Below are 13,034 nucleotides of genomic sequence, written 5' to 3' on the forward strand. Positions count from 1 at the left end.
TTTAGCCGGAGGTCCCCATGGGTGACAAGGTCACCGAAGTCGAGCAGCACGGCATCGCGCCGATCCCGCCGGAGGAACAGACCTCGCGTCCGCGCGACCTGTTCCGGATGGCGTTCGGCGGCGCGAACACCTTCGCCACCATCATCCTCGGGACCCTCCCGATCGCCTTCGGCCTGAGCTTCTGGGCGGCGGTGGCGGCCACCGTCGCGGGCGTGGTCGCCGGTGCGCTGGTGCTCTCGCCGATGTCGTTGTTCGGCCCGCTCACCCGGACCAACAACGCCGTCTCCTCCGGCGCGCACTTCGGCGTCGTCGGCCGTTGTGTCGGCTCCTTCCTCTCCCTGCTGACGGCGATCACCTTCTTCGCCATCTCGGTCTGGGTGAGCGGGGACGCCGTCGCCGGTGCGGCACAACGGCTTTTCGGCTTCGACTGCGGCGAAATGCTCCGCGGTGTCGCGTACGGCGTCATCGCGATCGCCACGCTGGTGGTGTGCATCTACGGCTACCGGTTCATGCTGCTGGTGAACCGGGTCGCCGTGGTGCTGGGCACGGCGATCATGCTGCTCGGGATCGTGGCCTACGGCGGCACGTTCGACCCCGGGTTCGCCGGCACCGGCAGCTACGCGCTCGGGGACTTCTGGCCGACGTGGATCCTGGCCGCGCTCACCACGATGGCGAACCCGATCTCGTTCGGCGCCTTCCTCGGCGACTGGACGCGCTACATCCCGGCGCGGCACAGCCGCCGTTCCCTCCTGGCCGCGCCATTCCTGGCGCAGGTGGCGACGTTGCTGCCGTTCGGGTTCGGCATCGCCACCGCGACCCTGGTCGCCGATCCGGCCGACTACATCACCGGCCTGACCGCGATCTCCCCGCTCTGGTACGCGATCCCGCTGATCGTGGTCGCGCTGATCGGCGGGCTGTCCACCGGCACGACGTCGCTCTACGGGACCGGGCTGGACTTCAGCTCGATCTTCGTGAAGCTGAGCCGGGTGCAGGCGACACTGCTGATCGGCTCGCTCAGTGTCGTGTTCATCTTCGTCGGCAATTTCGTGCTGGACATGGTCTCCAGCATCAACGCCTTCGCCACGCTGATCGTGCTGTGCACGTCGCCGTGGATGGTGATCATGATGATCGGTTTCGTGCTGCGGCGCGGGTTCTACGACCCGGACGACCTCCAGGTGTTCAACCAGGGCCGCAAGGGCGGGCGCTACTGGTTCACCCGCGGCGTGAACTGGCGCGCGATGGCCGCGTGGATCCCGGCGACGACGCTGGGCCTGCTGACGGCCAACACCCCGATGATCGCCGGGCCGTTCAAGGACATCGCGGGCGGCGTCGACATCAGCATGGTGGTGACGCTGTGCACGGCGGCGATCGCTTATCCCGTGCTGGTGAAGTTCTTCCCCGAGCCGCGGGAGGTCTACTCGTACGCGGAACCCGTCGCGGAACCGGCCGTCGCGGTCTAGGCGAAGCGGCGCAGCGCCCCGAGGAACAACGCGTCGAAGGCGCGGTCCGGGAGTACCCGGCGCACGAACAGGATCGGCTTCGCCCCGAAACCGGCGGCGTAGCGGGTCTTCGGGCGCCGGGCCCGGACGGCCTTCAGGATGACGTCGGCGATCACCTTCGGGTGGGAACCGCGCGCGGCCTGGTCGAAGAATTTCGCCAAGGCCTTGGCCTGCGACGCGTAGGCGGTGTCGCCCGAGGTCTTCATCAGGTTCTCGATGGCGATGCCGCCCCATTCGGTCTTGATGGCGCCGGGTTCGACCACCACGACGTCGATGCCGAACGGTTTCAGTTCCAGCCGCAGTGAGTCGCTCAGGCCTTCGACCGCGAACTTCGTCGAGTGGTACCAGCCGCCGAGCGGTTCGTAGATCTTGCCGCCGATCGACGAGATGTTCACGATTTTGCCGGAGCCCTGGGCCCGCATCTGCGGCGTGGTCAGCTGGACGAGCCGCGCGAGCCCGAACAGGTTGACCTCGAACTGGTATTTCCCTTCCGAGAGCGGCACGTCCTCGAAGGCGCCGTACGAGCCGTAGCCCGCGTTGTTGACCAGGACGTCGATGCGGCCGGACTCCTCGATGATCCGCTCGACACCCGCGACCATCGACGCGTCGTCGGTGACGTCCATCGCGAGGACCTTGACCCCGCGCTCGGCGAGGCCCGCCATCCGCTCGACGCGCCTCGCGGCGCCGTAGACCGTGTAGCCCGCCTCCTTCAGCGCCAGCGCTGTGGCTTCGCCGATGCCCGCCGAAGCTCCCGTGACCAGTGCGACCTTCATGTCCATCTCCTAACTAACCAGTTGGTTGCTAATTCAGGCTGCCACGCGACCGGCCTGGATGTCAACCAACCAGTTAGTTAGAGTGGGTCACATGGTCAGGGACAAGGAAGCGACCAAGCGGAAGCTGCTGGACGCGGCGACGACCGAGTTCGCGACGTACGGCATCGCCGGCGCCAGGGTGGATCGCATCGCGAAGAACGCCGGTGCGAACAAGGCGCTGATCTACGCCTACTTCTGCAGCAAGGAAGAGCTTTTCGAGAAGGTCGTGCAGGAGCAGGTGGACCTCGCCATCCGGACCCTCACGATCACCCCCGAAGACCTGCCCGGCTACGCGGGAAAGCTGTTCGACCGCTATCTCGAACACCCTCAGCTCCTCCGGCTCATGGGCTGGCTGCGCCTGGAGAACGGCTTCGACGCGATGCCCGAGGCCGAGGTCCGGTCGCACGCGGACAAGGTCGCCGCGATCCAGGCGGCACAACGTTCGGGCACCGTGCCGGACCACTTCGACGCCGAGGAACTGCTGAGCCTCGTCGTGCACCTGTCGATCCTCGGGTTCTCCTCCCCCACCGCCACCCGTGACCTCGTCGTCCGCGCGGTCGGCCGGATCGTGGGAACCTGAGCCGCTTTTCGCGCGACCACTGGGTATGCAGCGCCAAGCTCCCGGGTGTCATGAAAGGGCCGTTCAGGACACTTTTCGTCCTGAACGGCCCTTTCATGACACTGGGGGAAGAAGTACGTAGCGCGCCATGAACGGTCCTTTCCTTGCAAATTTTGCAAGGAAAGGACCGTTCATAGCGCTTGTCAGCGGTGCGTGTCCTCCGGCGCCGGAGTCCGGCTCGCCAGCTTCGCCGACCATTCGGTCACCCGCCGCGCCACATCCTGCGCGGTGAGCCCGACCCGGGCCAGCACCTCCTCGCGCGAACCGTGGTCATGGAACACCTGCGGCACCGCGAGATCGCGCAGCGGCACGTCGCATTCGGCGTCACGGAACAGCGCGGCCAGCGCGGAGCCGAAACCACCGTGCCTGCCGCTGTCCTCGACGGTCACGACGAGCTTGTGCTGCTCGGCCAGCGCCACCAGTTCGGCCGGGGCGGGAACGACCCAGCGCGGGTCCACCACGGTCACGCCGATGCCTTGGTCGGCCAGCCGGTCCGCGGCGGCGAGCCCGAGCATCGCGAACGCGCCCACTGCGACGAGCAGGACGTCGGCGTCACCGGCGGGTTTGCGCAGCACGTCCACCGTGCCGACGCGTTCCACGGCGGGCACCGAGTCGATCACGCCGCCCTTGGAGAACCGCAGCGCCGTCGGCCCGTCCTCGACCGCGACGGCCTCCCGCAGCTCCTCGCGGAGCGTGCCGGCGTCACGCGGCGCGGCGACCCGCATCCCGGGCACCATGCCCAGCAGCGAAAGGTCCCACATGCCGTGGTGGCTGGGGCCGTCCGGGCCGGTGATACCCGCGCGGTCCAGCACCAGCGTCACCGGCTGGCGGTGCAGCGCGACGTCCATCAGGACCTGGTCGAACGCCCGGTTCAGGAAGGTCGAGTAGACGGCGACCACGGGGTGCTTGCCGCCCATCGCGAGACCGGCGGCCGAGGTCACCGCGTGCTGCTCGGCGATCCCGACGTCGTACCAGCGATCGGGGTACGCCTCGGCGAACTTGTGCAGCCCGGTCGAGCGCAGCATGGCCGCGGTGATCGCGACGACGTCCTCGCGGTCGGCGCCGATCTTGACCAGTTCGTCGGCGAAGACGCCCGTCCAGCTCGGGCCCTTGGCCGGCGGGAGGCCGGTTTCCGGGTCGATCGGGTCGGTCTGGTGCATCTGGTCGGCCTGGTTGGTCACCGCGGGCTCGTAGCCGTGGCCCTTCTCGGTGACCACGTGCACGATGACCGCGCCGCCGAAGTCACGGGCGCTCTGGAACGCCTTCTCCAGCGCGACGAGATCGTGTCCGTCGACCGGGCCGAGGTACTTGAGGCCGAGGTCGGAGAACATCATCTGCGGGCTCAGCGCGTCCTTGAGTCCCGCCTTGGCCGCGTGCAGCGCCGCGTAGATCGGCTTGCCGACGACGGGTGTGTGCCGCAGCAGCTCCTTGCCGCGGTCCAGCACGCGCTCGTAGCCCGGCTTGAGCCGCAGCGACGCGAGGTGGTCCGCGACGCCGCCGATGGTCGGCGAGTACGAGCGGCCGTTGTCGTTGATGACGATGACGACCGGGCGGCGCGGGTTCGCGGCGATGTTGTTGAGCGCCTCCCAGCACATGCCGCCGGTCAGCGCGCCGTCGCCGACGACGGCGATCGCGTGCCTGCCGCCCCCGCCGAGCTCGAACGCCTTCGCCAGACCGTCCACATAGGACAAAGCGGTCGAGGCGTGGCTGTTCTCGACGAGGTCGTGCTCGCTCTCGCCGCGCGCGGGGTAGCCGGTGAGGCCGCCGAGCTGGCGCAGCTTGCCGAAGCCGTCATGACGGCCGGTGACGATCTTGTGCACATACGCCTGGTGGCCGACGTCCCACACGATCGCGTCGTGTGGCGAGTCGAACACGCGGTGCAGCGCCATGGTCAGCTCGACCACACCCAGGTTCGGGCCGAGGTGACCACCGGCGAGCCGCACCTTCTCGACGAGGAAGTCCCGGATCTCCGCGGCCAGCTCGCCGAGCTGGTCCTGGTTCATCCGCTTCAAGTCGGCCGGTCCGTGCACGGACTCGAGCAACGTCACTCTCCCACCTCGCCTGGTTCCTCTTCCGCCGTTCCGACCAGTCTACGGAGGGCGCCTGAGAGTCCTCCGTCCGCCGCGTCACGGGTCACATGTCAGAAAATCACCACTCAACACCCGACGGTGTGAACATGGTCTCTTTTGCCAAGTAGCGGTCACGTCGGGTGGCCGCGATAATCGCTGATCGACGGTTGAGCAGGAGCCGGTTCGGAGGGCTTGATGGCGGACTTTTTCATCGGTGGCGAGTGGGTCGACGCGGTCGGCGGTGGTCGCCGGGAAATCCGCTGCCCCGCCGACGGGTCGCTGGTCGCGGAAGTCGCCGAAGGCACCCGTGAAGACACCGAAGCGGCCATCGCCGCCGCGCGAAAGGCGTTCGACACCGGCCCTTGGCCGCAAACGCCCGCCCCGCAGCGCGGTGACCTGCTGCTGAAGGCCGCCGGCCTGCTCGACCGCGACGCCGCCGCCTTCGCCCGTGCCGAATCGCTCGACACCGGGAAACGGCTGGTCGAGAGCGAATACGACATGGCCGACATCGCCGCGTGCCTGCGCTACTTCGGCAAGCTCGCCGCGAACGACGCGGGCCGCGTGGTCGACACCGGCAACCCGGACGCGTTCAGCCGGATCGTGCACGAACCGGTCGGTGTCTGCGGGCTGATCACGCCGTGGAACTACCCGCTCCTGCAGACCATCTGGAAGGTCGCCCCGGCGCTCGCGGCGGGCAACACGTTCGTCCTCAAGCCCAGCGAGCTGACCCCGCACACCTCGATCATGCTGATGAAGCTGCTGACCGAGGCCGGGCTCCCCGGCGGCGTCGCGAACCTGGTGCTCGGCGCCGGCGCGCAGGCCGGAGCGCCGCTGTCGGAGCATCCGGACGTCGATCTCGTGTCGTTCACCGGCGGCCTCGCGACCGGCAAGATCATCGCCGCCTCCGCCGCGGCCACCATCAAGAAGGTCGCGCTGGAACTGGGCGGCAAGAACCCGAACGTCGTGTTCGCGGACTCGGACTTCGACACCGCCGTCGACTACGCGCTGACCGCGGTGTTCCTGCACTCCGGGCAGGTCTGCTCGGCGGGCGCGCGGCTGATCGTCCAGGAGGAGTGGCACGAGAAGTTCGTCGACGAACTCGTCCGCCGCGCCGAACTGATCCGACTGGGTGGACCTTTCGACCCGAAGGCTGAAACCGGTCCGCTGATCTCGGCCGCCCATTTGGAAAAGATCGAACGCTACGTCGCCGCGGCACTCGAAGAGGGCGCCGTCCTGCGCACCGGCGGCAAACGCCCCGACGATCGCGAACTCGCGAAGGGGCACTACTACCTGCCGACCATCCTCGACAACGTGAAGCAGGGCAGCAGCGCCGTCGTCGACGAATCGTTCGGCCCGGTGCTCACCGTCGAGACCTTCACCGACGAGGACGACGCCGTCCGCATCGCCAACGACACCCACTACGGCCTCGCCGGCGCGGTGTTCACCTCGGACGCCTCCCGCGCGCAGCGGGTCGCGAACCGGCTGAGGCACGGCACGATCTGGATCAACGACTTCCATCCCTACCTGCCGCAGGCGGAATGGGGCGGCTACAAGCAGTCCGGCTTCGGGCGCGAGCTCGGCCCGACCGGACTCGCCGAGTACACGGAGGCGAAGCACATCTACCAAAACCTCCGGCCCGCACCACAACGCTGGTTCTCCGGGGAGCCCGCGTCCAACTAAAGAGGGGAAATCGCCGATGAGCAATCCTTCCGACGACGGCTTGGCCGGTTTCGGCTACAAACAGGAACTCGAAAGAACGCTCGGCAATTTCCACACCTTCGCCGCCGGGATCAGCTACATCTCGATCCTGACGGGCACCTTCCAGCTGTTCTACTTCGGCTTCAGCTTCGGCGGGCCGGCGTACTGGTGGTCGTGGCCGATGGTGTTCGCCGGCCAGTTGATGGTGGCACTGTCGTTCGCCGAACTGGCGGCGCACTATCCGGTCGCCGGTTCGATCTACAACTGGTCGAAACGGCTGGGCAGCCCGCACGTCGCCTGGATGGCCGGCTGGATGATGCTCACCGCGTCGATCGTCAGCATCGCCGCCGTCGCGCTCGCGTACCAGATCACGCTCCCCCAGATCTCGTCCTTCTTCTCGTTCTCCGGCGACAGCGCCGTGAACGCGGTCATCCTCGGTACCGTCCTGATCCTGTTCACCACGCTGGTGAACGCCTGGGGCGTCAAGCTGATGGCGCGGATCAACAGCGCCGGGGTGTTCATCGAACTGATCGCCGCGGTCCTGCTGATCGTCGCGCTCGCGGTGAACATCACGCGGGGCCCCGAAGTCGTCATGCAGACCAACGACACCGGTGCCGATCAGCCGTGGGGTTACTTCGGGGCGTTCCTGGTCGCCTCGCTCGCGTCGACCTACGTCATGTACGGCTTCGACACGGCCAGCTCGCTCGGCGAGGAGTCCCACGATCCGCGCAAGAACGCGCCCAAGGCGATCCTGCGGGCGCTGATCGCGTCGTTCGTCATCGGCGGGCTGATCCTCATCCTCGCGCTGATGGCCGTGGGCGACATCAACAACCCGCAGATCGCGACCGGCGGCCTCCAGTTCATCGTGCTCAACGTCCTCGGGAGCACGATCGGCACGATCTTCCTGCTGGCGGTCGTCATCGCCATCACCGTGTGCAATCTGGCCGTGCAGTCGGCGGCGATCCGGATGATGTTCGCGATGGGCCGCGACAACAACCTCCCCGCCGGGAAGCATCTCGCGAGGGTGTCGCCGAAGACGAAGACGCCCGTGATCCCCGCCATCGTGTCCGGTGTGATCGCGGTACTGATCCTGGTGGTCAACGTCGGCCAGCCGCAGATCTTCACGGTGATCACCAGTATCGGCATCATCATGATCTACCTGGCGTACCTGCTGGTCACCGTCCCGATGCTGGTCAAGCGTTTCCGCGGGCAGTGGCCGCCGCCGAAGGTGGAGGGCACCAAGTACTTCTCCCTCGGCAAGCTGGGGTTGCCGGTCAACATCCTCGGCGTGCTGTGGGGCGGCGCGATCGTGGTGAACCTCGCCTGGCCGCGGCGCGAGGTCTACAACGCGACCGAGCCCTATCACTGGTACCTCGAATGGGGGGCCGTGCTGTTCGTCGGCGCGGTGGCGGTCGTCGGTTTCGCGTATTACTGGTTCGTCCTGCGGCATAAGAGCGGTGTCCTGGCCGATCACGCCGCGGAAGCACTTCCCGAGGAGGCAGCACAGTGACCGGAGAGTTCGACTACATCGTCGTCGGTGGCGGGACGGCGGGTTCGGTGGTCGCGGCGAGACTCTCGGAAGACCCGGACGTCACCGTGGCGCTCCTGGAAGCCGGACCGTCCGATGTGGACGATCCGGCGGTGCTGGAACTGACGAAGTGGATGGCCCTGCTGGAATCCGGCTACGACTGGGACTACCTGGTCGAGCCGCAGGAATCCGGCAACTCGTTCCTGCGGCACGCTCGCGCGCGGGTGCTCGGCGGCTGCTCGTCGCACAACTCGTGCATCGCGTTCTGGGCACCGGCGGAAGACCTCGACGAATGGGCGTCGCTCGGCCTGCCCGGCTGGTCTTCCCAGGACATTTTCCCGCTGTACCAACGTCTTGAGACCAACGACAGCCCCGGTGACCACCACGGCCGCTCGGGTCCGGTGACCATCCGCTCGGTGCCGCCGAACGACCCGACCGGCGTCGCGCTGCTGCAGGCGTGCGAGCAGGCGGGTATCCCGAGGACGGAGTTCAACTCGGGCAAGACCGTGACGCACGGGGCGAACTGGTTCCAGATCAACGCGCGCGAAGACGGCACGCGGTCGTCGGCGTCGGTGTCGTATCTGCACCCGATCATCGGCAAGCGGCCGAATCTGGAGATCATCACCGGTGCCCGCGTCCGGCGGCTGCTGTTCGACGGCAAACGCTGCACCGGCGCGGAATACCTGGCCGACGACCTGATCCACGGCGTCCGGCTGCGCGCCCGCCGTGAGGTGATCCTCTCTTCTGGCGCGATCGACACGCCGAAACTCCTGATGCTGTCCGGAATCGGCCCGGCCGAGCATCTGCGCGAAGTCGGCGTGGACGTGCTGGTCGACTCCCCCGGCGTCGGCGAGAATCTGCAGGACCACCCCGAAGGCGTCATCCAGTGGGACGCGCTGCAGCCCATGACGACCGAATCCACCCAATGGTGGGAGATCGGCATCTTCACCACCACGGAGGAAGGCCTCGACCGGCCGGACCTGATGTTCCACTACGGTTCGGTGCCGTTCGACATGAACACCCTCCGGCAGGGATATCCGACCACGGAGAACGGCTTCTGCCTGACCCCGAACGTCACCCGGTCACGGTCGACCGGGACCGTGCGGCTGCGTAGCCGCGACTACCGGGACAAGCCGAAGGTGGACCCGCGCTACTTCACCGACGAGCACGACATGCGCGTGATGACCTACGGCATCAAACTGGCCCGCAAGATCGCCGAGCAGCCCGCGCTGGACGAATGGGCGGGCATCGAACTGGCGCCCGGCAAGGACGTCAAGACCGACGACGAGATCGCGGACTACCTGCGCAAGACGCACAACACGGTCTATCACCCCTCGTGCACCGCGAAAATGGGCGGCGACGACGACCCTAAGGCCGTACTGGACGCCAGGCTGCGCGTGCGCGGCGTCGAAGGTCTGCGGGTCGCGGACGGTTCGGCGATGCCGTTCCTGGTCGCGGTGAACCCGTGCATCACGACGATGGCGATCGGTGAGAAGTGCGCGGACATGCTGAAGGAGGACGCGCGCTCCTAGGACTCGCTCGCCCGGCCCCCTGGTTTCGGCCAGGGGGCCTTCTTCTTGTCCGGAAAACCGGTGGAGCGGGCGGTGCCGGGCCATTACGGTGCTGCCGGACCACGTCGCCGAGCCGAAGGCCTGCCGTTGTACACCCTGTGAGACCTCCCGAGCGCTGATTTCGTCGCGCGTCGCGCCTTTCGCGCCGCGCTTCCCTTTGCTGCGGATTTCTCACTGAACGGGTGTATTTCCCATGCTCGAAAACTGGGTGGTCGTACCCACCCGCCTGCCTGTCGTCCTCCGCCGTTGCCATGCCTGCGGGTCCGGGCGTTTCCGGGCGAACGGCAAATTCCGGGTCAACGCCAACCACAAACTCATCGATGCCTGGCTCCTCGTGCTCTGCACCGGATGCGGGGACACCGCGAAACTCACGATCCTGGAGCGGGTGAACGTGCGCTCCGTCCGGCCTGAGCTACTGGAACGGCTGCACGAGAACGACCTCGACCTGGCTGCCGAGCTGCTCCAGGATCCGGTCGTGCTCCGCCGTAACCACGTCTCCCTTGATTGGGAGGGCGCGTGGCGGCTCGATACCGGTTCCTTGTGTCATGGGGACTTTCGCGATGTCTCGGTTCGTTTCGAGGCCCGGATTCCGCTTCGGCCTGTGCGGCTGATCGCCGAGGGGTGCGGTCTTTCGCGGGGCGAGGTCGAGAGACTGATCGAGGAGGGGAAGGTGGTTTCGGCGGTGCGGTTGCGCGGAAAGGTGTCCGGGGACTTCACTTTTACGCTGAAGCGCTGACACCCGTCCGCCACCTTCACCAATCGCGAGAGTCACGACGCGCAGCGCCCGAATCACCCATCAGTGTTAAATGCGCAATTACCATTGTCGCTTAAAATTACGAATGATTCCCATGGCAATTTTCGGTAATATGGAGACGTGCCCGAGACGACCATTCCCGAACTGCCGCAGGAACTGTGGCGCGCCGGCAAGCTGGAGCTTGCCCACGGCGTGACACACCTGCTGCAGGTCATGAGAGTGGCCTCCGCCGGACTGGGGAAGTTCCTGGCCGAGATCGAGTCGCGGGGCACGGAAGACTTGTTCGGCTACGGGAGCGCCGCATCGTGGCTCGCCGATGTCGCCCGGATCTCCCTGGGCGACGCGCAGGACATGGTGAATCGGGCCCTGGCCTTGAACCCCGCGCCGAGCGTCGGTGGCGAGATTGCCGTGTTCGCGCCCGCGACCGCCGCCGCGGCCGAGGACGGCGCGCTCGGGGAGCAGCACATCGACCTGATTCTGGAGATCCTGCGCAAAATCCCGTCCGACGTGCCCGTGGAGGACCGAGCCGGGGCGGAGAAGATCCTCGCCAACCTCGCCCGCGACGCCGGACCGAAACAGATCGCCGAGGCCGGAGCCGACCTGCTCGCACACCTCGATCCCGACGGGAACGAGCCCAAAGACCCCGAGCCCGCCCCGCCGCGCCGCGAGGTGTTCGTCGAGCGCCGCAAAGACGGCTTCTGGAAGCTCTCCGGCCTGCTCGACCCCGAGACCGGCGCCCGCACCGCGGCCGCGCTGGACGCCTACGCGACGAAGCGGCCCGTCGACGAGTTCGGTCAGGCCGACCACCGCACCCTGCCCCAGCGCCGAGGCGACGCGTGGGCCGAGCTCCTCGACCTCGCCATCGCCTGCCCCGACCAGCCGGGCACCTCCGGCTACCGCACGCTGGTGCACGTCACCGTCGGGCTCGACGCCCTGAAGACCGGACTCGGGACCGCGTGCCTCGACTTCGTCAGCCGGATCACCGCCCGCGAAGCCCGGCTGGCCGCCTGCGACTGCCTGATGATCCCGGTGGTGCTCGGCGCCGCCGGCGAACCCCTCGATGTCGGACGGATGAAACGCTTCGTCACCCCCGGCCAACGCCGGGCCCTGAACATCCGCGACGGCGGCTGCGCGTTCCCTGGCTGCCATCGAGCGCCGAAACACTGTCACGCCCACCACATTCGCCACTGGGCTGACGGCGGCCCGACCGACCTGCGGAATCTGGTCCTGCTTTGCTCCTTCCACCACCGGCTCATCCACCACGGTGACTGGCAGGTCCGGATGACGCCCGAGGGGATACCGGAGTTCGTGCCGCCCCAATACCTCGACCCACTACAGGTGCCACGGCGCAACACCCTCCACCGCGTCGTGACCTGACCCCTGTCCCGAGGAGCCCGCCGACCGCACGGCGGGTTCTAGCGATCCCTGCAACACCCTGGATTTCAGGGGGTTGCGGGGATCGTGGGTTTTGAGGAGTTGAAGGCGAAGTTCTTTGTTGCTCTGGATCGGGAGAAGGGCAGTGTCGCGGGTGCTGCTCGGGCGGCCGGGGTGAACCGTGCCACGGCTTACGGGTGGGCGCGCAGGGCGGGTCTACGGGGTGTTGGGAAGTCGGGAACGTCGGGGCATCCGGGCCGGGCGGAGTACGACCGGCTTCGCGCGGCCGGTGTGCGACAGCGGGAAGCCGCGGCGCGGGTCGGGGTCAACGAACGTACCGCTCGTGACTGGGATCGCGGGATCCGGAAGATGAATAGCTCGCGCCTCCACCCGGATGGGCGCCGGATCGACTACAAGACAGGCGTGATCACCATTGTCCCGGCGTCCTCGGAGCCGTCTGTCGCGGCGGTCGAGGCCACCTTGCACCCCCGGTATTTGACGGTGACCGAACGGGAGTTGATCGCCGACATGCGCCGTCAGGATGAGTCGTTCCGGGCGATCGGGCGGGCGCTGGGCCGTCCGGCCTCCACCGTCAAACGGGAGATCGACACGCGGTCGGTCAACGGTGTCTACCGGCCACACCACGCTCAGTGGGCCTGGGCGGCAAGCCGGCCGCGCCCAAAGAAGTCGAAACTCGCTCAGGACGGCCCGTTGCGCGACTATGTCGCCGGCAAGCTGCGGGAACAGTGGTCACCGGAACAGATCTGTCAGGCTCTGGTCATCGAGTTTCCCGACGATGAGGACATGCGGGTGAGTGCGGAAACGATCTACCAGGCGATCTATCTCCAGGCCCGGGGCGGGCTGCGACGGGAGGTCGCGGCCGCGCTGCGCACCGGCCGCACCCGCCGCACACCACGCCGCAAACCGGACCAGCGCACGCCCCGGTTCGTCGACGACATGGTGATGATCTCCGAACGCCCGGCCGAGGTCGAAGACCGCGCGATCCCCGGCCACGGGGAAGGCGACCTGATCGTCGGCACCCGCAACGAGAGCGCGATCGTGACCCTGGTCGAACGATCCACCCGCTACGTCATGCTCGGACACCTGCCC

Annotated in this window: 10 protein-coding genes; 8 read left to right on the forward strand and 2 right to left on the reverse strand. The window is 67.6% G+C overall.

Annotation, left to right across the window (positions count from 1 at the left end):
* The first annotated feature begins 17 nt into the window (after positions 1-17).
* Positions 18-1,460: a purine-cytosine permease family protein gene (locus ACIBTM_RS07955; protein WP_395875744.1), complete on the forward strand. Its 1,443-nt coding sequence runs from the start codon at positions 18-20 to the stop codon at positions 1,458-1,460.
* Here the strand turns inward: ACIBTM_RS07955 and ACIBTM_RS07960 are convergent.
* Complete coding sequence (locus ACIBTM_RS07960; protein ID WP_395875745.1) at positions 1,457-2,272, reverse strand: oxidoreductase; 816 nt, start codon at positions 2,270-2,272, stop codon at positions 1,457-1,459. The two genes, ACIBTM_RS07955 and ACIBTM_RS07960, sit on opposite strands and share 4 nt — an antisense overlap.
* Positions 2,273-2,363: 91 nt before the next feature.
* Between ACIBTM_RS07960 and ACIBTM_RS07965 the strand changes: the two genes are divergently transcribed.
* The gene (locus ACIBTM_RS07965; protein ID WP_395875746.1) at positions 2,364-2,891 is read left to right on the forward strand and encodes a TetR family transcriptional regulator; all 528 of its coding nucleotides are present in this window, start codon (positions 2,364-2,366) and stop codon (positions 2,889-2,891) included.
* Positions 2,892-3,073: 182 nt separating this feature from the next.
* Here ACIBTM_RS07965 and dxs read toward each other — a convergent pair whose 3' ends face one another.
* The gene (gene dxs / locus ACIBTM_RS07970; protein WP_395875747.1) at positions 3,074-4,978 is read right to left on the reverse strand and encodes a 1-deoxy-D-xylulose-5-phosphate synthase; all 1,905 of its coding nucleotides are present in this window, start codon (positions 4,976-4,978) and stop codon (positions 3,074-3,076) included.
* Positions 4,979-5,194: 216 nt separating this feature from the next.
* On the opposite strand from dxs, the gene ACIBTM_RS07975 reads away from it, so the two are divergent.
* The 6 genes from ACIBTM_RS07975 to ACIBTM_RS08000 form a co-directional block, all read left to right on the forward strand.
* Complete coding sequence (locus ACIBTM_RS07975; protein WP_395875748.1) at positions 5,195-6,679, forward strand: aldehyde dehydrogenase family protein; 1,485 nt, start codon at positions 5,195-5,197, stop codon at positions 6,677-6,679.
* A 16-nt stretch (positions 6,680-6,695) separates the two neighbouring features.
* On the forward strand, positions 6,696-8,207 hold the full coding sequence (locus tag ACIBTM_RS07980; RefSeq protein WP_395875749.1) for an APC family permease: 1,512 nt from the start codon (positions 6,696-6,698) through the stop codon (positions 8,205-8,207).
* The gene (locus ACIBTM_RS07985) at positions 8,204-9,757 is read left to right on the forward strand and encodes a GMC family oxidoreductase (RefSeq protein ID WP_395875750.1); all 1,554 of its coding nucleotides are present in this window, start codon (positions 8,204-8,206) and stop codon (positions 9,755-9,757) included. Before ACIBTM_RS07980 ends, ACIBTM_RS07985 begins: the two co-directional genes overlap by 4 nt.
* A gap of 232 nt (positions 9,758-9,989) precedes the next feature.
* Complete coding sequence (locus ACIBTM_RS07990; protein WP_395875751.1) at positions 9,990-10,532, forward strand: DUF1062 domain-containing protein; 543 nt, start codon at positions 9,990-9,992, stop codon at positions 10,530-10,532.
* A 138-nt stretch (positions 10,533-10,670) separates the two neighbouring features.
* Positions 10,671-11,927, forward strand: coding sequence for a DUF222 domain-containing protein (locus ACIBTM_RS07995; protein WP_395875752.1), 1,257 nt, complete (start codon positions 10,671-10,673; stop codon positions 11,925-11,927).
* A gap of 288 nt (positions 11,928-12,215) precedes the next feature.
* The coding region (locus ACIBTM_RS08000; protein WP_395875753.1) for an IS30 family transposase at positions 12,216-13,034 on the forward strand (819 nt) is incomplete at its 3' end.

The organism is Amycolatopsis sp. NPDC049868, assembly GCF_044461365.1.
Lineage (GTDB): Bacteria > Actinomycetota > Actinomycetes > Mycobacteriales > Pseudonocardiaceae > Amycolatopsis.